Genomic DNA, 23,159 nt, shown 5'->3' on the forward strand with positions numbered 1-23,159 from the left:
GACCGCCCGGATCAGTCGTCGCCGTCGTCGACGTCAACCGGCTCGCCCTCAGCTGGTTCGTCCCCGCCCCCGCTCTCGCCGGCCGGCTCGACTTCGCTCTCGCTCTCGGAGACGCGGATGCCCTTCGAGGCGAGGTGGCGCATCTGCCGGCGGACGAAGTCCTCCTCCTCGGTCCCGCGGGTCGCCAGCAGGTAGAGGAGGGCGTCGCCGACGGGGCGCATCGTCCGGCCGGCCCGTTGCGCGCCCTGGCGGCGGCTGCCACCGAGGCCGGAGGCGACGACGGCGAGTTCGGCGTCGGGCAGGTCGATCCCCTCGTCGCCGACGCGGGAGACGACCAGGACGTCCTGCTCGCCCAGGCGGAACTCGTCGAAGAGCTTCTCGCGGCGGGCGTGAGGGGTCTCGCCGCTGATGAACGGGGCGGAAAGCGCCGCGGCGAGGTCCTCGCCCTGCTCGAGGTACTCGACGAACACCAGCGCCTTCGCGGCGGGGTGGTCCCGGAGGACGTACCGCACCTCCTCGACCTTCGCGGGGTTGGTGGCGGCGGTCTGGCGGCGGCCGTGGCCCACGGCGGAGACGTACTCGTTTGCGATCTCGTCGCTCTCCCAGGGGACCAGGCGGATCTCGACCTCCGGCTCCTGGACGAAGCCGGCGTCGAACAGCGCCGACCAGTCGGTGCCGATGGGCGGACCGACGAGCGTGAAGATCTCCTCCTCGTCGTCGGACTCGCGGGTGGGCGTGGCCGTCAGGCCCAGGCGGTGCTTGCTCTGGAGGTCCGTACTCCGTCGGTAGACCGGACTCGGGACGTGGTGCACCTCGTCATAGATAATGAGGCCCCACTTGCGCTGGTCGAACAGCTTCCGGTGGCGGTCCATTCCGGCCGTCCGGTAGGTGGCGATGGTGACCGGCCGGATCTGCTTCTCGCCGCCGTGGTACTCGCCGATCTGGTCCTCCTCGAGGTCCGTCTGTCGAAGTAGCTCCTCGCGCCACTGAGTGGCCAGTTCCCTGGAGGGCACCAGGATCAGCGTCTCGCCGCCGATGGCCTCCACGACGCCCATCGCGGCGACGGTCTTGCCCGAGCCCGGCGGCCCGACGAACACGCCCGAGCCCTGCTCGGTGAACCGTTGTACCCAGTCGGCCTGGTAGTCCCGCAGGCGCAGCCGTAGCGAGACGTCGAGGTGCGCGCCCTCCTCCAGGTCGCGCTCGTCGCGGACGGGGTAGCCCGCCTCGTAGAGCGTCCGCTTGAGCTGGGCCGTCTTCTCCTCGTTGACCCACGCCTCGGAGTCGGAGATGGGCGCGCGCAGCACGTCGTCGTCGAGCTTCTGGCGCGCGACGTTGCCCATCAGGTCGTCGCTCTCCGCGGCGAGGACGTCGTAGCCGTCCTCGTGGGTGTACAGCCGGAACTTCCGGGCCCGCTCCCACTGGCTGGTGACCCACTCGTCGAGGTGCGGCGAGCGCTCCCCGAGGACGTCGTGCATCGTCGCCAGCAGGTCCGAAAGCGAGTCGTAGGGCGCCTGCCAGACGTCCTCCTCGCGGATCTCGTAGATGGCCCCGCCGGAGCGGTTGGTATCGACCAGTCGGGCGAACTGTGAGAGCTGCGCCCGCGTGAACTGGTCCGCGTGCTGGACGACGACCTCGCGCCGGTCCGGGAAGAGGACGACGCGCTCGCGGTCGGTCACCGCGTCGAGGTCCGGCGGGAAGTAGACGGCGTCGGCCCCGGTCACGTCCTGGCGTTCGAGGTCGTTCTCCTCGGCCAGCCGCTCCAGGGCCTCGCGGGCGTGGTCCGGCGAGAGGTCGGTCTTTCGGGCCAGTTCCGCCGGCGTGAGGTGCGGCTTGCCGACCGCGTCGATGGCGTCGTAGACGTCGCCGACCGTCACGTCCCCGTGGGTAGCCGCGCCGTCGGTCCCGGCGGCGGACGCGTCGCCGCCGTCGGTCCCGCCTCGCGGCTCCGCCTCGGCGTCGCCCGTCGCGTCAGCCTCTGCTGTCGGGTCGTCAGTCACTGTTCCTCCGTACCCGCGCGACGGCTTTACGCCTTACCGTCCGGAAGCGTACGGGCAGCTAGCGGGGCCGCAGAACCGCAGCTGGGTGTGGACGAGGGCGTCCGCGTCGCGGCAGCGGAGCCACCTTTATAGGCTGAACAGGCGCAATACCACGGCCTTCAGGCCGTGGATACGCGCCGTCACTTGTGGTAACGAACCCTCGTTCAAACACTGCCCCGAGTTTCCCACGCTGATGTTTAAGTGACAGGCCGCTGTACCGAGGAGTAGGAATCGGTCGGAACGGAGCAGATTCCGAACCGTCCTACGGAGGCGGCCCGTCCGCCCGCGTAACGAGGCAGTATCCGAAAGACCAGTCGGTGAACGTACATTCCAGAAGAGTGTGTCTGTGCCGACTGCTCGAAGCGAGCATCACGATACCCCCAACTCTGCTGACGCCTGCTGGCGTCCCTGTGGCCAAAACAACACCGGGACGCCAAACAGTGGTCGAAGATAGGGGTAACGGCGGTTTGGCACCGCCAGCAGTCCACCAGTCCGATGCTGTGGGACGACCCGTGCCCGAAAGGACTGGTAGTCCGATGATTGGACTGCACACCTGAAACTCCCACCGCTCGGGATTCCTCCGCGTTTACGCGGAGGAGGATGTCAAGCCGCGGCCGCCGTGAGTTCTGGACGGACTATGAGTCTGAAAAATTGACCCACCGGCGGGACCGGTGCGAGCCCGCTCTCGCCGATTACGTCGGCGCTGGAGCGTGCGGTCGAACTGCTGCGGGCTCACGTCCGGACGTGGCCGGCCCGGTACGTCGAGATGCGCGTCGACGCGCGGACCGGCGACCGGGACCGTCCGCGGTAACGCCGCGCCGTTTTTAGCGAGCCGTGATCGGCGGTCGCGACCGTCGGCTGTCTTCGGAAAGCGGCGTCGCCACTCGGCGCTATAAGCCCCCGCCGGCCATCAGGAACAGCGCGACCGAGATGACCGAGAAGAGACCGGCGACGCCCAGCGTGATCGTGTCCGTGTCCAGTGCGTTGGACACGTAGGGCGCGATCTGCCCCCCCAGCGTCGTTGCGGGGACGGTGAACACGACCATGTTCCACGGCGTGGAGGCGAGCGACAGCGAGTGGAGGCCGGGGATGAAGTCGCCGGCGAATACGTGGACGGTCGAGGCGAGGATCGCCGTGCTGGCGACGACGACGTGGTTGGTGCCGATAGCGACCCGAATCGGGACTTTCGTCCGGAGCAGCGAGATGATGCCCAGTTCGCCGATCCCGAAGCCGGCCAGCCCCTGGAACACGCCGCCCACGCTGTAGTTGGCGAAGCGCTCGAGGTAGCCAGACCACGTGTAGTTGTAGGAGTCGCCGGAACGATCGACGCGCGTGACGGTCCCGTCCTCGTCGACGCCGACGCCCGCCGGACCCAGTTTGCCGGCGTCGTCGGGCAGGTCCGCGTCCCGACCGCCGTCGGTCGAGACGCCGGCGTCGGATTCGGCGGCCTCGTCGTGGGCGAGGTCGGCGCTGAACAGGAGGTACGCGGCAGCCAGTAGCGCAATTCCCAGCGCCGCGTGGAACAGCGGCTCGGGGATGAAAAACGAGAGGATCGCTCCGCCGACCACAAACGGGATTCCGCCGCCGACCAGCGTCAGGGCCAAGCGTCGATCGACCAGGCCGTACTGGATGAACGCGACGGCGGAACTCGACAGGCCGAACGACTCGCTGATGAGGCCGATCTTCACGAGCGTCGGCGGATCGAGCGAGTAGCCGGCCAGCAGCGGGAAGAGGAAGATCAGGAACGGCACGAACATGGCCGATCCGCTGATCCCGACCGTGTTGACGATGGTGGCACCCAGCAGGAAGAACGGGAACAGCCACCAGTACTCCAGCCAGTAGCCCGACCCGGCGTCGGACGGCGTCGGGGCCGCGGTGAACACGCCGACGACGAACACGGCCGGCGCGGCGAAGACGAAGAAGTGCTGGTAGGTCAGGAACCACTTCTGGAGCCGCGTGGTGGGGCTCGCGGTCACGAGCGATCACCACTCGCGGGTCGGGAATCCGAGCACCGGGGCGTCATTCAGGTCAACCCCCCGATTTCGGGGTGGGAGCTGGATCGACAGCGATCGCCGTCGTGAACGCGGCCGAACATGATCTGGCCCGCGGATAGCGGAAGGGGTCACTAAAAAGCTGTGGCAGATATCGCGCTTGTGAGGCGCTCACACCCCGTTTCACGGGCAATGTTGCCGTCGTCACCGTGGCGGTTCGACGGGTCCGTCAGAACAGCCCGCGCTCGTCGATCAGCCGCCCGTAGAGGTCCTCGTACTCGCCGCGGACGGCGTCGTGGTCGAACTCGGCGAACTCCTCGTCGATCGTCAGGCGCTCGAAGCCGCCGGCGTCGACGATGGCCTCGGCCATCTGCTGCGTGCTCGTCACCCGGAAGCTCCGGTCGCGCTGCTCGATCAGTTCGTGGGCGCTGGAGCGGGCCTGGTACTCCACGATGCCGACGCAGCCACAGGCCAGCGCCCACAACAGCTCCGTGGCGAACTGCTCGCGGTAGGCCGTCTGGACGAACACGTGGGCGCCGCGGTAGACGGCCGCGCGCTCCGGGCGGTCGCAGGCGCCGGCGAAGGTCACGCGGTCGTCGATTCGCAGGTCCCGGGCCTGCCGCTCGTAGTCCTCGCGGTACGGGCCGTCGCCGATGATCGTCGCCGACCAGTCCCGCTCCCGTAGCTCGGCAAGCCCCAGCATGAGGCTCTGGACGTTGGCGCTCTCGTCCAGCGGGTGCGCGAAGGCCACGTCGACCTCCTCGGCCGGCGTCGTCTCCCGGATCAGGTCCACGTCGATGCTCTCGGGGATGACGGTCGTCGCGTCGCCGTCGGCTCCCTGCTCTCGCGCGTTCGTCCGGACCATCTCCGAGGGCGTCACGATCCGATCGGGCGCGCGGGCGGCCCACTCCGTCCGCCGACCGCCGGGCAGGTCCTCGTCGCCGAACCAGTCGACGAGCAGCGGGGCGCGGGCCAGCACGCCGCCGAGCTTCGCCGCCGGGACGCTCTCCGGCGGAGCCGGGTGCGCGTGGATCACGTCAGCGCCGTTGCGGGCGATCCGGACGGACAGGCGCGCCGCGAAGGCGACCGGGTTCGGCTCGGCGGTCACCGCGCGGTAGCTGACGTCGTCGGGCTCGAAGCGGCGCTCGTCCCCGTCCCACCACCGGGCACAGTAGACGGTCACGTCGTGGCCCGCGTCGGCCATCTGCCGGGCGACCCGCTCCAGCCGACGTGCCCCCTTCGCGTCCCGGTGGTGGGAAGTCTCCATCGAGACGAACGCCACGCGCATACGCTGCCGGTCCACGTGCCCGGTCAAAAATCCCCGCCTTTCCACGTTGACGGGCGCGGACAGTGGTGCTGGTTCCGGTCGTCGCCACGCCTTTGGCCGTCCCCACCGACGGTGTGCCCGTGCCTAGCTACGACCTCGAACGGTACCTGAACGTCCGGTACGCCACGGGCGCCTCCCTGGGACCCGACGGCACGCTCGCGTTCCGCTCCGACGTCACCGGGACCGCGCAGGTGTGGACGCTGGACGAGCCCGGGGCCTGGCCGGCCCAGCGGACCTTCTACGAGGACTCCATCTCGTTCGTCTCGTACTCGCCCGAGCGGCCGGAGCTGATCTTCGGCAAGGACGAGGGCGGCGACGAGCGAATGCAACTCCACCGCCTCGACCCCGACGGGACCGTCACCGACCTGACGCGGGACTCCGACGCAAAGCACAGGTGGGGCGGCTGGAGTGCCGACGGCGAGCGCTTCGCGTTCGCCGCCAACCGCCGGGACGAGCGCGTCTTCGACGTCTACGTCCAGAGGCGGGACGAAGTCGGCGAGGAGGCGACGCTGCTACGCGAAGGCGACGGCTGGCTGACCGTGTCCGGCTGGTCGCCCGACGACGAGCGCCTGCTCGTCACCGAGGCCCACTCCAACTTCGACCAGGACGTGTACGTCTGCGACGTCGAGACGGGCGACCTGACCCATCTCACCCCTCACGACGGCGACGTCCGGTACCAGAGCGCCGAGTGGGGGCCGGACGGCGACGCCGTCTACCTCGTCACCGACGAGGGCAGCGACACGCTCTACCTCGCCAGGCTCGGCCTCGACGGCGGCCTGGAGCCGGTCCGCGACGGCGACGACTGGAACGTCGACGGCGTCTCCCTCGACCACGAGTCCGGCCGGCTCGCGTACTCGCGCAACGTCGAGGGGTACACCGAGCTGACCGTCGGCGAGCTGACCGGGCCGACGACGGTCGAGGAGTTCCCCGAGCCCGACCTGCCGGGCGGGCTCGCCGGCGGCGTCTCCTGGGGGCCGGACGGCGACCGCTTCGCCGTCTCCGTTTCGGGCCGGGCGGTCAACACCAACGTCTTCGTCGTGGAGACGGCCACCGGCGAGAGCGAGCGCTGGACGTACGCCTCGACGGCGGGTATCCCCGAGGAGACGTTCGTCGAACCCGAACTCGTCCGCTACGAGTCCTTCGACGGGGTCGAGGTACCGGCGTTCTTCTCGCTCCCGCGGAACGCAGCGACACCGAGCGCTGGGGCGGAGGGCGACGCCCGGGAGGACCACGACGGCGACGGCGTCCCCGTCGTGGTGGACATCCACGGCGGTCCCGAGAGCCAGCGCCGACCCTCTTTCTCGGGACTGACCCAGTACTTCCTCTCGCGAGGCTACGCCGTCTTCGAGCCCAACGTCCGCGGCTCCACGGGCTACGGCACGGAGTATACGAGATTGGACGACGTAGACAATCGGATGGACAGCGTCCGGGACCTGAAGGCCGGCGCGGAGTGGCTCCGTGACCACCCCGCCGTCGACGCCGACCGCATCGTCGCCATGGGCGGCTCCTACGGCGGGTTCATGGTCCTCGCGGGGATGACGGAGTACCCCGACCTCTGGGCGGCCGGCGTCGACGTCGTCGGCATCGCCAACTTCGTCACGTTCCTGGAGAACACCGGCTCCTGGCGGCGCTCGCTGCGGGAAGCCGAGTACGGCTCGCTGGCGGAGGACCGCGAGTTCCTCGAGTCGATCAGCCCGATCAACAGCGTCGACCGCATCGCAGCGCCGCTGTTCGTCGTCCACGGCGCGAACGACCCCCGCGTCCCGGTCGGCGAGGCAGAGCAGATCGTCGACGAGGTCGAGCAGCGGGACGTCCCCGTCGAGAAGCTGATCTTCGAGGACGAGGGCCACGGGATCAGCAAGCGCGAGAACCGCATCGCGGCCTACTCGCGCGTCGTCGACTTTCTCGACGAGCACGTCTGAGGGCTCGCGGCGCGGTATAGTAGAAATTGAACGCACTGACACACTCGAGGGGCACCCGCGATGCCCTTCGATGTGTAAATAGTTTCAATTTCTACTATAGTCACGGACGCCGCCGGGCGTTCGCCGCCGGCTCCTTCGCGCGTCGAAAACCGCCGAACTCATTTACGACGAGGGAAGACGCTGGTACGAACATGGCAACAGGGGTGGCGCGGGACCTGATCGGCGAGAGCATCCGGGAGCTCGAGGAGCGCTTCGGGTCCTTCCCGGTCAACCAGACGACGCTGCGGCTCTCGTCCGAGGCGTACGCGGACGCCCTGGATCGGGCAGAGGCGGGCGTCGCCGACCTGTACGTCCGCGTCAAGAACGCCCAGGGCGAGGTGCTTCACGTCCGGGACGACGAGCGGCCCCGCGTCCCCCGCTGCGTCGGGACGCTCCGCGACGAACCGGCCGAGCGGGCCCGTCAGGCGGTCCGGGAGGCGACCGGCGTGGCCTGTACCGTCGACGACGTGGCGCGAGTGACCATCGCCGGCGTCCGGAACGGCGAAGACGACGACGCGCCCCCGGCCTATCGCCTGCTCGTGCTCTTCGAGGGGTCGCCCGCCGACGGGATTCCCGAGAACGGAGTCTGGCGGGCCGAGTCGGCCACCCCGGAGTTCGTCTAAGTCACGCCGGAGGCCTCCCGGAGTTCGTCTAGATCACGCCGGTGACCGTCGCGGCCTCGCGGGCGGCCGGTTCGCTCATGCCGTCACCGAGGACGGTGTAGCGGTCGCGGATCTCGTGGGCCGTCGTCAGCGCCTCGATCACCGTCGCCTCGTCGATGCCGAGTTCCGCTGCCGTCGTCGGCGCGCCGATGGCCGCCAGCGCGTCGCGGACGTCCGACCACTGGCCGTTCGCTCCGGTGTGGAGGTACTCGGTCATGATCGCGCCGACGCCGACCTGATGACCGTGCAGGCCCGGGTCCGGTGCGATGCGGTCCAGCTGGTGAGAGAAGAGGTGCTCGGCGCCGGACGCGGGGCGCGAGGAGCCTGCGATGGACATCGCGACGCCCGAGGAGACCAGCGCCTTCACCACGATCCAGGCAGATTCCTCCAGGCCCCGCTTGATCGAGCCGGCGCTCTCGACGAGCATCTCGGCGGTCATCTGCGAGAGCGCGCCGGCGTACTCGGAGTAGGTGACGTTCTTCAGCCGGTGGGCCAGCTGCCAGTCGCGGACGGCGGTGTAGTTGGAGATGATGTCCGCACACCCCGCCGTCGTGAGCCGCCAGGGGGACTCCGCGATGACCTCCGTGTCGGCGATGACGGCCAGCGGCGGCTCCGAGGCGACGCTGTGGCGGGTATCGCCTTCCGGGACCGAACCCCGGCCCGAGACGATGCCGTCGTGGCTCGCCGCCGTCGGCACCGAGACGAACCCCAGGTTCAGGTCGTCGGCGGCCATCTTCGCGACGTCGATGGCCTTGCCGCCGCCGACGCCGAGGAGAAAGCCCGCGTCGGCCTCCTCGGCGGCCTCGATGACCCGCTCGACGGCCCCGAACGTGGCCTCCTCGATCACCACCTCGGCCGGATCCGCGCCCCGCTCTTCGAACTCGGCGACGACGCGCCGGCCGGCCACCTCGTAGGGGGTCGGGCTGGCCACCACCAGCGGCCGCCCGGAGAGGTGGACGTCCTCGACGGCGTCGACCGCCTGATCGAGCGCGCCGTGGCCCACGACCACGTTACGCGGCAGGCGGATCCAGGTGTGTTTGTCGAACATGCGGGACCCTGCGGGGCGGGGGGGCAAAACCCTTGCCGTGAGGGACGTGGTCACGGACGGGCCTCCGCGTCCGGTCCGCATAGTCGCCCGCCCGTTTCGGAGTGAAAACCGAGAAGTAAACACCGGCTAACTAACTGATTACCACCGCTTCGGTCGACCATGAGCTGCGTCAACTGCGACACGGACGGCACGGCGTACACCCTGCTGGCCCACGTGGAGGGGTCGGACTCGAAGGTGGACCTGTCGTTCTGCTCCACGGATTGCCTGGAGGAGTGGGTATAGGCCGGCGTCTGCCGAGGCCCCGACCGCTCCCCAGCCGTCCGCGAGCGTGTCGACAAGGCTTATTCACTCGGCCGTTCCGCGTAGTGCCATGTCCACCCCCGCTCGCAGTTCGCTGGCCGACCTCGCCGCCCCGCTGGAGCGGTACCCGCTGGCGCGGGAGGCGGCCCTGGCCGCGCTCGCGTTCGGCGTGCTCCAGGTGGCCGTTGCCGTCTCGTCCGCCGTCGGCGCGCCGCTCGCAGGCGCGATGCGCGATGTCGCGTCACCACTTGCCGACACGGGACCGGAGCATCTGGTCGTCTCCGCCCTCGCCTCCACCGTCGTCGTGGCGGGTGGGCTGACGGTTGCGGCCGTGGCGTACGTCCGCGTCCGGGACCTGTCCGTCCCGCTCGCGCTTCCCGGTCGGGGGGACCTGCCGCTCGTCGCCGCGGCGCTCGCCGGCCCCGCACTCGCACTGGTGGTCGCGGCTCTGGTCGGTGACCTGACCGGTACGCCGTTCTACGAGCTGAGTGGATCACGATCTACGCCCGGTGCCGCCGTCCACGTCTCGGCGGTGATAACCCTGCTGGGGCTGGCACTCGGTCTCCCGGCGTACCTGCTCCTCGCACACGTAATCGTCCAGCCCACCCTGCGGACCGCGAGCGACGGCGTTACGGCGGCCGGGCTGACGACGCTGTTCGTCGCGCTGATCGGACCGACGTCGCTCGTGCGGCCGGGACCGCTGCGGGCGTTCGCCGTCCCGGTCCTGCTCGCGCTCGCGATCGCCCTCCCCGCGTGTGCGGCCCACTGGTACGACCACCGGTGGCTCACCGCGGTCGCCGCGGTCCCCCTCGCGCTGGTGCTCGCCGGCGGCGTCCACGACCGGGTCGTCGGCGTCGCCGGCCCGGCCGGCGCGCTGTACGCGGGCGGCGAGGTGCTCGTCGTCGCGCTCGGCTCGGTGGGCGTCGCCAGGACCGACTCGGTGGTGCCGGCCGCCGTCGCGTTCACCAGCTGCTCGGCGACCAGCGCGGCGCTGTCCTACGTCACCTCGGCGGGCCTGCCGTCCTGATTGCCCGTCAGCGACCGTCGAGCCCCACCGACGGACGAGATCGCGGTAACAGCTGCCGGGACCGCGAGGGAAACGAGAAAGACGAGCGGTTCTGAGCCGTCGGCAGCCGGCAGACGGACCGATCAGTCGTCGGTCGAGGCCGCGAAGTCGGTGCTGGCACCGTCCGTGCCCGCGGTGGCCGAGGCGGGCGGTTCGGTGCGCACGTCGTCGCCTTCGCGCTCCTGAATGACCTCGGCGTACGCGTCGGGCATCACCGTCACGAAGTCGTCGAGCGCGGCCTCCCAGTCGTCTAGCAGCGCCTTCGCGCGCTCGGAGCCGGTGTAAGTAGCGTGGTTCTCGACGAGGCGAGTGACCATCTGGCGGTCCTTCTCCTCGAGCGTCCGGGACAGCGAGACCATGCCGGTGTTGGCCTGCTCCTCGAAGTCGCCCTCGGGGTCGTAGACGTAGGCGACGCCGCCGGACATGCCGGCCGCGAAGTTCTTCCCAGTGTCGCCCAGCACGACGACGGCGCCGCCGGTCATGTACTCGCAACCGTGGTCGCCGACGCCCTCGACGACGCCTTTCACGCCGGAGTTGCGGACGGCGAAGCGCTCGCCGGCCACGCCGTTGACGTAGGCCTCGCCCTGGGTCGCGCCGTACAGCGCGACGTTGCCGATCAGGACGTTCTCGGCCGGGTCGTAGGCGGCCTCCTCGGGCGTGCGGACGATCAGTTTGCCGCCTGAGAGCCCCTTGCCGACGTAGTCGTTGGCGGTGCCGACCAGGTTCATCGTGACGCCGCCCTGGAGGAAGGCGCCGAACGACTGGCCGGCGGTGCCGTCGAAGTCGATCTGGATCGTGTCGTCGGGGAGGCCGTCGCCGCCGTACTCGCGGGAGATGCGGTTTGACAGGGTCGCGCCGACCGCGCGGTCCACGTTGTCGACGGCGGCGTCGATAGTGACGGGCTCGCCGTCCTCGAGGGCCGGTTCGGCCTGGTCGAGCAGATCCCAGTCGAGCTGCTCGTCGATATCGTGGGTCTGCTCGCGGGTCTTGATCGAGTCGTCGTCGCCCTCGGGCTCGGCCAGCACCGCGGACAGGTCGAGCTTCCGGGCCTTGGGGTCCTTGAGATCGTCGCGCTGGTCGAGCAGGTCGGCCCGCCCGATCATCTCGTCGAGGGTCTCGAAGCCGAGTTCGGCCATGATCTCTCGCAGCTCCTGCGCGATGAAGGTCATGTAGTTGACGACGTGCTGGGGCTCGCCGGGGAACCGGTCGCGCAGGTCCTCGTCCTGCGTGGCGACGCCGACCGGGCAGGTGTTCTCGTGGCACTGGCGGGCCATGACGCAGCCCGATGTGACCAGCGAGGCCGTGCCGAAGACGTACCCCTCGGCGCCCAGCAGGGCGGCGACGGCCACGTCGCGACCGGTCTTCATGCCGCCGTCGGTGGTCACGCGGATGCGCGAGCGCAGGCCGGTCGCCCGGAGCATCTGGTTGGCCTCGGCGAGGCCCAGTTCCCAGGGCAGGCCGGCGTTCTTGATCGAGGTCTTCGGCGAGGCGCCGGTGCCGCCGGAGTGACCGGAGATGTGTACCACGTCGGCGTTGGCCTTGGCGACGCCGGCCGCGATGGTGCCGATGCCGTCCTCCGAGACGAGCTTGACGTTGACGTCCGCCTCCGGATTCGCCGCTTTCAGGTCGTGGATCAGCTGCTTGAGGTCCTCGATGGAGTAGATGTCGTGCAGCGGCGGCGGCGAGATGAGCCCGACCCCGGGCGTCGCGTACCGGACGTGGGCGATCATCTCGTTGACCTTCTTGCCGGGCAGGTGGCCGCCCTCGCCGGGCTTGGAGCCCTGGGCCATCTTGATCTGTAGCTCCTCGGCCGAGGAGAGGTACTCGCTGGTGACGCCGAAGCGGCCGGACGCCACCTGCTTGACGCCGCACTCCTTCTCGGTGCCGAACCGTTCGGGGGGCTCGCCGCCCTCGCCGGTGTTGGCGTTGGAACCGAGCCGGTTCATCGCGATGGCGTTGTTCTCGTGCATCTCCGGCGAGAGCGACCCGAGGCTCATCGCCGCCGTCTCGAAGCGCTGGGCGACGTCCTCGACGGGCTCGACATCCTCGACCGGGATGGGCTCGCGCTCCTCGCCGTCGAACTCCAGTAGCCCCCGCAGGGTCTGGAGGTTCTGCTGCTGGTCGTTGATCTGCTCGGCGAACTCCTCGTAGGTCCCGTAGTCGCCGGTCCGAACGGCCTGCTGGAGCTTGCCGACCGTGTCCGGGTTCCACTGGTGGTGGATGCCGTCGGAGCGGAACTCGTACTCGCCGGTCCGATTCATCTCGGGCTCCTCGTCTCTCCAGGCGACCTCGTGGCGCTGCAGGAGGTCGTCCTCGATCTCCTCGATGCCGATGCCCTCGGTGCGGCAGGTGGTCCCCTCGAAGTACTCGGCGACGAAGTCCGAGGAGAGGCCGACGGCCTCGAAGATCTGGGCGCCCTGGTAGCTCTCGACCGTGGAGATGCCCATCTTGGCCATCGTCTTCAGGAGGCCGTCCTCGACGGCGGTGACGTACGCGGCGATGGCCTGCTCCAGTTCGGCGCCGTCGGGGCCGGCCACGAGGTCCTCGATGGTCTGGTAGGCGAGGTAGGGGTTGACCGCGCCCGCGCCGTAGCCGATCAGCGTCGCGAAGTGGTGAACGGTCCGCGGGTCGCCCGATTCGACGACGAGGCCGACGTGGTTTCGCAGGCCGTTGCGGACGAGGTGGTGGTGGACCCCGCCGACGGCCAGCAGGCTCGGGATCGGCACCCGATCGGGACCGGTCGCCCGGTCCGAGAGGACGACGACGTCGTGCTCGCGGGCGGCCTCGGTGGCCTCATCGCGGACGGTCTCTACGGCCTCGCGGAGGTCGGTGCCCGCCTCGTAGGTGACGTCGACGACCGCCGTCGACATGCCGTTCTCGTCGAGGTCACCAGAACTCTGCGAGTTCTGGTTTGCGGGGGCATCCTCAGATGACCCAAGCTCCTTGACGGCCGCCGTCTCCTCGTCGGTGAGGATGGGCGAGTCCAGCACGAGCTGTCGGGCGTGCTCCTCGCTCTCGTCCAGCAGGTTGCGCTGGTAGCCCAGCCGCGACTCCAGCGACGTGACCAGTTCCTCGCGGATGTAGTCGAGCGGCGGGTTGGTGACCTGAGCGAACAGCTGCTTGAAGTAGGTGAACAGCGGCCGGTTGAACTGCGAGAGGACGGAGAGTGGCGTGTCGTCGCCCATCGACCCGACGGGGTCCTTGCCCTGCTGGGCCATCGGCTGGATGAGGTGGTCGACCTCGTCGTAGGTGTAGCCGTAGGTGGCCTGATAGGAGCGCAGGGAGTCGACCTCGTCGAGGGGCGCGTCGGTCTCGCGGTCGACGACGTCGTCGAGGGCGACCTGTTGCTCGTCGACCCACTCGCTGTACCTGTCGTCGGTGATGTCCTCGAAGACTTCCTCGTCGGGGATGACCCGGCCCTCCTCGGGGTCGGCGAGGAAGCACTGGCCCGGCTTGAGGCGGCCGCGCTCGCTGATCTCCTCGGGCGCGTTGTCCAGCGCGCCGGCCTCGGAAGCCATCACGAGCGTGTCGTCCTCCAGCACGTCGTACCGGCAGGGGCGCAGGCCGTTGCGGTCGAGAACGGCGCCGATGCGGTCGCCGTCGGTCGCCGCCACCAGCGCGGGGCCGTCCCAGGGCTCGACCAGCGAGGCGTGGTAGTCGTAGAAGTCCCGGCGGTCGCCGGTGACGTCGTTCATCTCGCCGCGCCAGGCCTCTGGGACGAGCATCCGCAGGGCGTGGGGTAGGTTGCGCCCCCCACGGAGGAGCAGTTCCAGCGCGTTGTCGACGCTGGCGGTGTCGGACTGCTCGGGGTCGTCGATGATCGGCTTGATCTTCTCGACCTCGTCGTCAAACTGCTCGTGGGCGATGTCCGTCTCGCGGGCCCGCATCCAGTTGATGTTGCCCTGGATGGTGTTGAACTCGCCGTTGTGGACGACGTTGCGGTACGGGTGGGCGAGGTGCCACGCGCCGAGCGTGTTCGTCGAGAAGCGCGCGTGGACGAGGGCGAAGGTAGAGCGCAGCCGCTCGTCGGTCAGTTCCGGGAAGTATCGGGGGAGCTGTTCGGCCTTGAGCAGGCCCTTGTAGACGACAGTCTCGCTGTCCAGCGAGCAGACGTAGAAGCGCTCGTGGCCGGCGGGCCGCTCGTCCTCGACGGCGTTCTCGAGGACGCGGCGGCCGACGTACAGCTGGCGGTCGAACTCGTCGCCGGACGCGCCGGTGGCGGACTCGACGAACACCTGAACCACGTCGGGCTCGGACTCCAGAGCCGTCGCTCCGAGGTCCGAGTTGTCCGTGGGAACCGACCGCCACGCGAGCACGCCCAGTCCTTCCTCGGCCAGCTTGTCCTCGACGAACGCCTTCAGGCCGGCCTTCGCGTCCGCGTCGTCCTTCGGGAGAAAGAGCGTGCCGACGGCGTAGTCGCCGGGCGCGGGGAGGTCGACGTCCAGTTCGTCCCGGAAGAACTCGTGGGGAATCTGGAGCATGATCCCGGCGCCGTCGCCGGTGTTCTCCTCGGCGCCGGTCGTCCCGCGGTGTTCGAGGTTCTCGAGGAGCTCGATCCCGTCCTGTACGACCCAGTTGTGGGACCCGCCGTCGAGGTCCATGATGGCACCGACCCCGCAGTTCGACCGGGCGTCGGTCGGATCCGCGAGCCCGGGGCCGCCGCCGGACTCGCCGCTGTCGTGTCGCTCAACCATTGTGAGCGGTACCTCCGTCTCCGACCATAAGTGGTTAATCCTGATACAATAAGGGGTCCTTATACCCATACCCATGGATATAATTAATAAATGAACTTTCGTGTAAGACCGGCCTCAGCGACCGATCACGCCTCGGCGGCCGATCGTGCTACAGGTGCGGTTCAGGTCGTGTTCGCTCGGTAGAGTGATCGACGGCGAACGAAGTCAATTGCCCTCAGTGCAGGTCGGCGGGCGCGCTGCGGCAAAGTGGTGTCTTCGACGACTCGTACCGCGTCTCAGGTTAGTATTTCCGGTGGCGTTAACTGAAACCGGACTCGCGGATTCTGATTATATTCCTTATACAGTGGCCGTCGAGGTATCGGGCAATTGCTCCAGACGTTCGCCGGTCTCGCCGTGAGAGAACGCCAGCGGCGTACCCGTCGGTCTCGCTGTCGATCGTCGAAGGGAAAGAGAGAGCGTCCGCAGTCGAAGTCTCGCCGTCGGCGGCGCTAGGGCCAGACGCCGGACTGCTCGGCCGACTCGACGACGCGCTGGATCGCGACGACGTACGCGGCGACGCGCATGCTCGGCAGGTCGTGTTCCTCGTAGGCGTCGGTCAGGGTGTCGAACTGGTTGACGATGATGTCCTCCAGGCGCTCGTTGACCGTCTCCTCGTCCCAGTAGAAGCGCTGGCGGTTCTGGACCCACTCGAAGTAGGAGACGGTGACGCCGCCGGCGTTGGCCAGGATGTCCGGGACGACGAGGACGTCCTTGTCCTCCAGCACGTCGTCGCCCTCGGGCGTGATCGGGCCGTTGGCGGCCTCGGAGATGACGTCGGCCTGGACGCCCTCGGCGACCTCGGCGTCGATGGCGTTCTCCAGCGCGGCGGGCACGAGCAGGTCGACGTCGAGCTGGAGGAGCTCCTCGTTGCTGATCTCCTCCTGTGCGCCCTCGAAGCCAACGACGCTTCCCGTCTCGCGCTTGTGCTCCTTGGCGGCGACCGCGTCGAAGCCGTGCTCGTTGTAGATGCCGCCGCTGGAGTCGGAGGCGGCGACGACGGTCGCGCCCATCTCCTCGATGAGCTTCGCGGTGATCCAGCCGGCGTTCCCGTAGCCCTGGACGGCGACGGTGGCCTGGTGGATGTCCTTGTCGAGGTACTCGAAGGCCTCGCGGGCGGCGATGACGGTCGAGCGACCGGTCGCCTCGACGCGACCCTCGCTCCCGCCGCTGGAGAGGTTTTTGCCGGTGATGACGCCGGGCTCGGTCGTGTTCTCGATCGTCTCGTAGGTGTCCTTGATCCAGTTCATCTCCCGCTGGCCCGTGTTGACGTCGGGCGCGGGAACGTCCTTGTCTACCCCGATCAGCGGAGTCAGTTCCTTCGCGAAGGCGCGCGTGATGCGCTCGAGTTCGCTCTCGGAGTACTCGTCGGGGTCGATGATGATGCCGCCCTTGCCGCCGCCGAGCGGGATGCCGACGGTCGCCGTCTTGTACACCATCCAGCCGGACAGCGCCTTGACCTCGTCGCGGCTGACCTGCGGGTGGTAGCGGATACCGCCCTTGTAGGGGCCGCGGTCGCCGTTGAACTGCGAGCGGAACGCGCGGAACACCTCGATGGACCCGTCGTCCATCTCCACGGAGAGGTTAGTTTCCAGGATGCGCTCGGGGTTCTTCAGGCGCTCCAGCATCCCCTCGTCGACGTCCAGGTACTGTGCCGCCTCGTCGATTTGTTCCTGTAGGCTCTCGAACGGGTTGGCCTCTTCTGCCATATCTGGACGATTGTAGAGTTTCGGTAAATATTCACCGGAATCGTATTTGTCCCTTCGGTCTCACATGGATGTTACTCAAGATATTGTAAGTATAATATGGCCTCTACCCAAGGTAGGGGTATGATATAAACAATATAAGGACGTTGCGAGCGCGATCAATAGCAATGTGAACTACCCTCCGTCTGCCGATCGTCACACGGTAGTCTGACGCCCCTTTATGTGAGACCACTCGTCAGGGATACCCGGGGGCATCGGAGAACGTCACACGCTCCCGCATCCCCATTCCTCGTTCCGATCGTCGACCGAGAGCGACCGAGTCGCCGACTGCCAGTACCAGTGGTCGCTTCGTCAGTCGTTGATCTTCTCGACGATCTCCCTGGCCTGATCGCGCGCGCGGTCCTCGCCCTGGTTCTTCGGGATCAGGACGCTCTGGACGAGCCACTCGTCGCTGTCCTCCGCCTGGCCGGTCCGCACCTCCGACCCCTCGACGACTGAGTCGCCGACCTCGTCCGCCCAGTCCGGCGTTCGGATCTCGTCGAACTGGTCGGGGTCGCGAAAGCGGACGTGGTAGTAGTCGTCGCCCTCCTCCGTGGCCTGGATCTGTGGCGCCGAAGACATATCGAGTCGTAGACGGCGGCGGCTCAAAGGCGGCGGCGACCGTTCGAGTGAAACGTCTCGTTAACGGGGCGGATACCTGAAACTACTCCGCGCGCCGGTAGGCGAGGAACCGCAGAGTGTGCGCGAGTCACGTCCGCCGTAAACGGCGGGACCCTCTCGCTGGTGAGAGGTAGTCGGTCAGCACCCGTGCGGCCGCCACGAGGTCGCCCGACTCCTCGTCGCGCACCGCGACGGCCTCGTCGGTCGCCGCGAGCGCCCGGCGGAGTTCAGTCTCCCCGCAGTCGGCCCACCAGTCGTACGTCCCGTAGCGGTCGACCAGTTGCGGGGCGTCTTCCGGACCGAGCGACCGCTCGATCGTGACGGGCGTGTGAGTCGAGAGCACGGGAAAGCGGAAAAAGGCCGACAGTGGTGTGCGAAACGCCCTCACTATCCGGGCGGCGCGCTCCGTCAGTACGTCTTCGCGAAGTAGGCCGTCTCCTCGGCTTCCTCGCCGCAGATGGCGCAGTCGTCGTGGATCGGCTCCTCGTCGGGGTCGAGCGGCACCATCACGATCTCGGCGGCGATGGCCTCCTTGATGGGCTCCTCGCAGTCCTCGTCGCCGCACCAGCCGGCCTTCACGTAGCCGCCGTGCTGGCCGATGGTGCCGAGGATCTCCTCGCGGGACTCGGCCTCGCGGATCTCGCCCTCAAGCGTCTCCTCGGCGCTTGCGTAGAGCTTGGCGTGGACGGTGTCGAGGTGGTCGCGGACGGTCTCGGCCAGGTCCGAGCGGCTCTCGGTCTGCGTCTCGCCGTCGGGGCGGTGGGCGAGGGTGATCTCCTCGTCTGCGACCTCGTTGGGCCCGATCTCGATGCGCAGCGGGACCCCCTTGAGCTCCCAGTCGTTGTACTTGAACCCGGGGTTGCGGTGGTCGCGGTCGTCCAGTTCGACGCGGACGCCGGCCTCGTCGAGTTCGGCCGCGACGTCGGCTGAATACTCCAGAACCTCCTCCTTGTTGTCCTCCTGCCAGATGGGGACGATGACGACCTGCTCGGGCGCGAGCGCGGGCGGGAGGACCAGGCCCTGCTCGTCGGAGTGGGTCATGATGAGCGCGCCCATCGCGCGCCACGAGAGGCCCCAGGAGGTGGTGTGCGCGGTGGTCTCCTCCTCGTCCTCGTCGACGTAGGTGATGTCGAACGCCTCGGCGAAGGAGGTGCCGAGGTAGTGGGAGGTCGCGGCCTGGACGGACTTGCCGTCCGGCATCAGCGCCTCGACGGTCGTCGTCGTGTCCGCGCCGGGGAACTTGTCGTGCTCGGGCTTGCGGCCCTTCAGCGGCGGCAGCGCCATCACGTCCTCGTAGAGGCGCGCGTACTGGTCTAGGCGCGTCATCGTCTCGTCCCAGGCGTCGTCCTCGTCGTGGTGGGCGGTGTGGCCCTCCTGCCAGAGGAACTCCTTGGTGCGGAAGAACGGCTTGGTCTCAGTGGCCTCCCAGCGGACGACGCTACACCACTGGTTCAGCCGCATCGGGAGGTCACGATGCGAGCGGATCCACTGGGCCATGAACGGCGCGATGATGGACTCGCTGGTGGGGCGCACGGCGAGGCGCTCCTCCAGTTCCTCGTGGCCGCCGTGGGTGACCCACGCCACCTCGGGGTCGAACCCCTCGACGATGTCCTTCTCCCGTTCGAGGTAGCTCTCGGGGATGAAGAGGGGGAAGTACGCGTTGTCGACGCCGGTGTCCTTGAACCAGCCGTCGAGGTGGTCCTGGATCCGCTCCCAGACGGCGTAGCCACGAGGTCGAGTGACGATGAACCCGCCCATCGGGGCGTAGTCGGCCATGCCGGCCTTCTGGACGACCTCGGCGTACCACTCGCCGGTCTCGTGTTCCTTCGAGGTGGTGATGCCGAGTTCCTGTTCCTGCTGATCGCTCATGTCTCGCCTCTCGGCGACGAGGGCCATAAACGACCCGAGTTGGGTCCGAGGCCGGGCGCGGGTTTATACCGGACGACGGGACCAGAACCGTTCGCCCGGCGGTCGTTCCCCCTGGCCGCCGGGCCCGTTGGCTTCCGGCGGTTCTCCCCGACAGCCGGGCTCTCCCCCTCTCGGTCGTTGGCGGACTGTGATGTCCGCCCACACCCAGTGTCGCGTACGGGTCGCACTGCCATCCACATTCCGCGCCGCCAGCCGTCAGGCGCCGATGGTCGTCAGCGACGCCATTGAGTCGGCCACGTGACGGTCCATCCCCGCCCCGACGAAGGAGGGTGCCGCGTCGACGTCGACGGCGTAGGCGTCGTCCCCGTCCTCGACGAACTCGACGGCGAGCGCTCGCGCACCGAAACGGTCGAGTAGCTCCCGGACCCGCGTCGCCCGCTGGACGGCGACGTCGGCCTCACAGATCACCGAGTCGTCGCCGATCAGTTCCGACTTGACCTGCACGGCGGTGACGTGGGTCTCGACGCCGTCGTCGACGGCGTAGTACTTCTGGTGGACGGCGTCGTCACCGACCCGCTCCCGGTAGAGCAGGCGGTCGGCGCCGGCGGGCGGGTCCCAGTCGTAGAGCCCGCGCGCGACGTAGCGTCCGTCGGAGGCGGCGCCACTGTCCCCGTCGCCCGCCGCCACGCGCACGTCGGGGACGTCGCAGCCCACGGCCTCGAGGGCCCGATGCGCGACGAGGCGAGAGGACAGCGCCGTCGACGGGAGGAAGCCGTTCCAGGTCTCGACCCCCCGCCGGTCCGCCGTCCGCAGCGCCGCCAGCGAGCGCCGCCGCAGCCGGCCGTTGACGAGCGCCGCGAGCCCGGCGACCGTCCCGTCGTCGATGGGCTCGCCCGGTTCGAAGAACCTGACCTCGAACCCGCGCGCCGCGAGGCGCTCTGCCACCCGACCGAACACGGCGTGGTCGGGCTCCGCGATGACCCCGATGGTGTCCATGGTCGGGCTCACGTCCGGGGGTTTCAAAAGGGTGTCCACTACCTGTCATACTGGCCGTCGTAGCCGTGTTTCGGTCCGGCCGCCTGTAGCTGGGCGGCCGAACCCGAGGCTAGCTACGACAGTCCGTATCAGGCGCGGTCGACCGCGAACGGGCTCGCGCCCTCGCGCCAGGACCAGCCCGGGAGCCGGGTCTGGAACCCCGCCGCCAGCGCCGCGTCGAGGTCGTCCGCGCCCGCGGCGTCGGCCTCGTCGCCGTGCGTGTGTACGTCCGCGTAGTGGAAGGTCGCCTCCGCCAGCAGCCGCAGCGGCTGGTCGCCCGCGACGGTCGCCGCCAGCTCCCGGCCGAGCAGTTCGTCGACGACGAAGCCGGGGTAGTCGCCCTCGACGTCGAGGTCGCGGAGCAGGCCGACCAGGGCGGCAACGTTGACCGCTCGGTCGCCGTCGGCGAAGACGGCGTCGACCTCGGCCTCGTAATCCGCCGCCGTCACCGGATCGACGTCGGCTCCGAATTCCCCGGCGAGGCGTTCGCGCGTGTCGTTGATCAGCGCCACAACCTCGGCGCGCTCCCGCACCCAGTCCGCCTCCTGCCGCACGCGAGCGGGCGTGACGTCCATGCCCTCCCGTTCGCGGCAGTCGTACTACTCGGTGTCGCTCGCGCCGTCGGGACGTCCGGTATCGCAAGCGACGCCGGAACTGCGCAGGCGTCTAACTTCAGGTATTGCGAAGGCTTTTATAATCCTCGCCAAATACCCTGAGGTATACGTCGGTTTTCCGGGCCGCGGGGTTCGGAGTGAACGTCGACGCCGAGCAGTCTACGTAACTATGTCCTCACACAGCGTCCGTTCCAGCACTCGCCGGTCGGCCCGACCGACCGCGGCAGGGGCGGGCATCACTTCTCAGTCATGAGCACGGTCGACAAGCAACTCGAGACGGTCAGGGCAGAGATCGCGGACGAGGTACCGCCGGACATCTCCATCTCGGACGTGAAATACGAGGGGCCGGAGCTGGTGATCTACACCCGGAATCCCAAGAAGTTCGCCCGGAACGGCGATCTCATCCGCCGGCTGGCGAGCAAGCTCCGCAAGCGGATTACCGTCCGCCCCGACCCGGACGTCCTCGCCCGACCGGAAGACGCCGAGGAGCGCATCCTCGAGGTGATCCCCGAGGAGGCCGGCGTGACCGACCTCGAGTTCCACCCGGAGACGGGCGAGGTCGTCATCCAGGCCAGGAAGCCCGGCGTCGTCATCGGTCGCCACGGCAAGACGCTCCGGGAGATCACCCAGGAGGTCGGCTGGACGCCCGAGGTCGTCCGGACGCCGCCGATCGAGTCCACGGCAGTCGAGAACGTCCGGAACTTCCTCAAGCAGGAGCGCGAGGACCGCCGGGACATCCTCGAACGGGTCGGCCGCCAGATCCACCGCGAGCCGATGTCCGACGACGAGTACGTCCGCGTCACCACACTGGGCTGCTGCCGCGAGGTCGGCCGGGCCGCGTTTATCCTCTCGACGCCCGACACCCGCATTCTGATCGACTGCGGGGCGAAACCCGGTGCGGCAGAAGAGCAGCCGTACCTCCAGCTTCCCGAAGCGCTGGGCTCGGGTGCCAGCACCATCGACGCCGTCGTGCTGACCCACGCCCACCTCGACCACGCCGCGCTGATCCCGCTGCTCTACGAGTACGGCTACGACGGCCCCATCTACTGCACCGAGCCGACCCGCGACCTGACGGGCCTGCTGACGCTGGACTACCTCGACCGCGCCGGCGACGAGGGGCGATCCCCGCCGTACGACTCCGAGATGGTCCGCGAGGCGATCAAACACGCCATCCCGCTCGAGTACGGCGACGTCACGGACATCGCGCCGGACGTCAAGCTCACCCTGCACGATGCCGGCCACGCCCTCGGCTCCGCCATCTCGCACTTCCACATCGGCGACGGCCTGTACAACGTCGCCTTCTCCGGGGACGTCCAGTACGACGACACGCGCCTGTTCGACGGCGCGGTCAACGACTTCCCGCGCGTCGAGACGCTCGTGCTCGAATCCACCTACGGCGGCCGCAACGACCACCAGACCGACCAGGAGGACGCCGAGCGGAAGCTCACGGACCTGGTCACCGAGACCCACGACCGCGACGGCTCCGTCCTGATCCCCGCCTCCGCCGTCGGTCGCGCCCAGGAGGTGATGGTCGTCCTCGAGGAGGCCATGCGCGAGGGCGACGTCCCCGAGATGCCCGTCTACCTCGACGGCATGATCTGGGAGGCCACCGCCGTCCACTCGACCTACCCCGAGTACCTCCGCGACGACCTCCGCGACCGCATCTTCGACGAGGAGGACAACCCCTTCCTCGCCGACGCGTTCGAGCGCGTCGAGGGCGGCGACGACGAGCGCCGGTCGATCTCCGACGGCGAGCCCTGCATCGTCCTCTCGACGACGGGCATGCTCGAGGGCGGCCCCGTCAGGTCCTGGCTCGAATACCTCGGCGACGATCCCGACTCGACGCTCGCCTTCGTCGACTACCAGGCGACGGGCACGCTCGGCCGGCGCATCCAGAACGGCTGGAACGAGATTCCCGTCGGCGACGGCACGGTCGACCTCGAGATGGACGTCCAGACGCTCGACGGCTTCTCCGGCCACGCCGACCGCCAGGGCCTGGAGAACTTCGTGCGCACGATGAATCCCCGTCCCGACAAGGTCCTCTGCGTCCACGGCGACGAGTCCGCCACGCAGGACCTCTCCTCCGGCCTCTATCACGAGTTCAACATGCGCACGTTCGCCCCGCAGAACATGGAGACGTTCCGCTTTATCTAG

At 68.8% G+C, this 23,159-nt stretch carries 16 protein-coding genes; 5 read left to right on the forward strand and 11 right to left on the reverse strand.

Annotated elements, in window-relative coordinates; translation table 11 throughout:
• Positions 1-11: 11 nt before the first annotated feature.
• From LCY71_RS13390 to LCY71_RS13400, 3 genes are all read right to left on the reverse strand, one after another.
• A complete protein-coding gene (locus tag LCY71_RS13390; RefSeq protein ID WP_225335917.1) occupies positions 12-1,874 on the reverse strand; it encodes a DEAD/DEAH box helicase in 1,863 nt (620 codons plus the stop codon).
• Between the two features lie 1,052 nt (positions 1,875-2,926).
• Positions 2,927-4,012, reverse strand: coding sequence for a sulfite exporter TauE/SafE family protein (locus tag LCY71_RS13395; protein WP_225333650.1), 1,086 nt, complete (start codon positions 4,010-4,012; stop codon positions 2,927-2,929).
• A gap of 244 nt (positions 4,013-4,256) precedes the next feature.
• Positions 4,257-5,315 (reverse strand): glycosyltransferase family 4 protein, encoded by a 1,059-nt coding sequence (locus LCY71_RS13400; protein ID WP_225333651.1) that lies wholly within the window; start codon positions 5,313-5,315, stop codon positions 4,257-4,259.
• A 119-nt stretch (positions 5,316-5,434) separates the two neighbouring features.
• On the opposite strand from LCY71_RS13400, the gene LCY71_RS13405 reads away from it, so the two are divergent.
• Both LCY71_RS13405 and LCY71_RS13410 read left to right on the forward strand, forming a co-directional pair.
• Positions 5,435-7,276: a S9 family peptidase gene (locus LCY71_RS13405; RefSeq protein ID WP_225333652.1), complete on the forward strand. Its 1,842-nt coding sequence runs from the start codon at positions 5,435-5,437 to the stop codon at positions 7,274-7,276.
• A 191-nt stretch (positions 7,277-7,467) separates the two neighbouring features.
• A complete protein-coding gene (locus tag LCY71_RS13410; RefSeq protein WP_225333653.1) occupies positions 7,468-7,938 on the forward strand; it encodes a hypothetical protein in 471 nt (156 codons plus the stop codon).
• A gap of 28 nt (positions 7,939-7,966) precedes the next feature.
• Here the strand turns inward: LCY71_RS13410 and LCY71_RS13415 are convergent, their stop codons facing one another.
• Positions 7,967-9,025 (reverse strand): NAD(P)-dependent glycerol-1-phosphate dehydrogenase, encoded by a 1,059-nt coding sequence (locus LCY71_RS13415; RefSeq protein WP_225333654.1) that lies wholly within the window; start codon positions 9,023-9,025, stop codon positions 7,967-7,969.
• A 159-nt stretch (positions 9,026-9,184) separates the two neighbouring features.
• Here LCY71_RS13415 and LCY71_RS21475 point away from each other — a divergent pair, with 159 nt between their 5' ends.
• Together LCY71_RS21475 and LCY71_RS13420 are read left to right on the forward strand one after the other, a co-directional pair.
• A complete protein-coding gene (locus LCY71_RS21475; protein ID WP_263654124.1) occupies positions 9,185-9,307 on the forward strand; it encodes a hypothetical protein in 123 nt (40 codons plus the stop codon).
• Positions 9,308-9,395: 88 nt separating this feature from the next.
• Positions 9,396-10,352 (forward strand): hypothetical protein, encoded by a 957-nt coding sequence (locus tag LCY71_RS13420; RefSeq protein WP_225333655.1) that lies wholly within the window; start codon positions 9,396-9,398, stop codon positions 10,350-10,352.
• Positions 10,353-10,474: 122 nt separating this feature from the next.
• On the opposite strand, the gene gltB is transcribed toward LCY71_RS13420, so the two are convergent.
• The 7 genes from gltB to LCY71_RS13455 form a co-directional block, all read right to left on the reverse strand.
• Complete coding sequence (gene gltB, locus LCY71_RS13425) at positions 10,475-15,085, reverse strand: glutamate synthase large subunit (protein ID WP_225333656.1); 4,611 nt, start codon at positions 15,083-15,085, stop codon at positions 10,475-10,477.
• Between the two features lie 488 nt (positions 15,086-15,573).
• Positions 15,574-16,830: a Glu/Leu/Phe/Val family dehydrogenase gene (locus tag LCY71_RS13430; RefSeq protein ID WP_225333657.1), complete on the reverse strand. Its 1,257-nt coding sequence runs from the start codon at positions 16,828-16,830 to the stop codon at positions 15,574-15,576.
• A 348-nt stretch (positions 16,831-17,178) separates the two neighbouring features.
• The gene (locus LCY71_RS13435) at positions 17,179-17,448 is read right to left on the reverse strand and encodes a hypothetical protein (RefSeq protein WP_225333658.1); all 270 of its coding nucleotides are present in this window, start codon (positions 17,446-17,448) and stop codon (positions 17,179-17,181) included.
• Positions 17,449-17,575: 127 nt separating this feature from the next.
• Positions 17,576-17,830, reverse strand: a complete 255-nt coding sequence (locus tag LCY71_RS13440) for a hypothetical protein (RefSeq protein ID WP_225333659.1) — start codon at positions 17,828-17,830, stop codon at positions 17,576-17,578.
• Between the two features lie 65 nt (positions 17,831-17,895).
• Positions 17,896-19,356 (reverse strand): proline--tRNA ligase, encoded by a 1,461-nt coding sequence (proS, locus tag LCY71_RS13445; protein WP_225333660.1) that lies wholly within the window; start codon positions 19,354-19,356, stop codon positions 17,896-17,898.
• 255 nt (positions 19,357-19,611) lie between these two features.
• Positions 19,612-20,352 (reverse strand): hypothetical protein, encoded by a 741-nt coding sequence (locus tag LCY71_RS13450; RefSeq protein WP_225333661.1) that lies wholly within the window; start codon positions 20,350-20,352, stop codon positions 19,612-19,614.
• Positions 20,353-20,480: 128 nt separating this feature from the next.
• Positions 20,481-20,966 (reverse strand): DUF7984 family protein, encoded by a 486-nt coding sequence (locus LCY71_RS13455; RefSeq protein WP_225333662.1) that lies wholly within the window; start codon positions 20,964-20,966, stop codon positions 20,481-20,483.
• A gap of 288 nt (positions 20,967-21,254) precedes the next feature.
• Between LCY71_RS13455 and LCY71_RS13460 the strand changes: the two genes are divergently transcribed.
• Positions 21,255-23,159 carry a beta-CASP ribonuclease aCPSF1 gene (locus LCY71_RS13460; RefSeq protein WP_225333663.1) on the forward strand — a complete coding sequence of 635 codons (1,905 nt, stop codon included), beginning with the start codon at positions 21,255-21,257 and terminating at the stop codon, positions 23,157-23,159.

The sequence above is a fragment of the Halomicrobium urmianum genome (genome assembly GCF_020217425.1).
GTDB lineage: Archaea > Halobacteriota > Halobacteria > Halobacteriales > Haloarculaceae > Halomicrobium > Halomicrobium urmianum.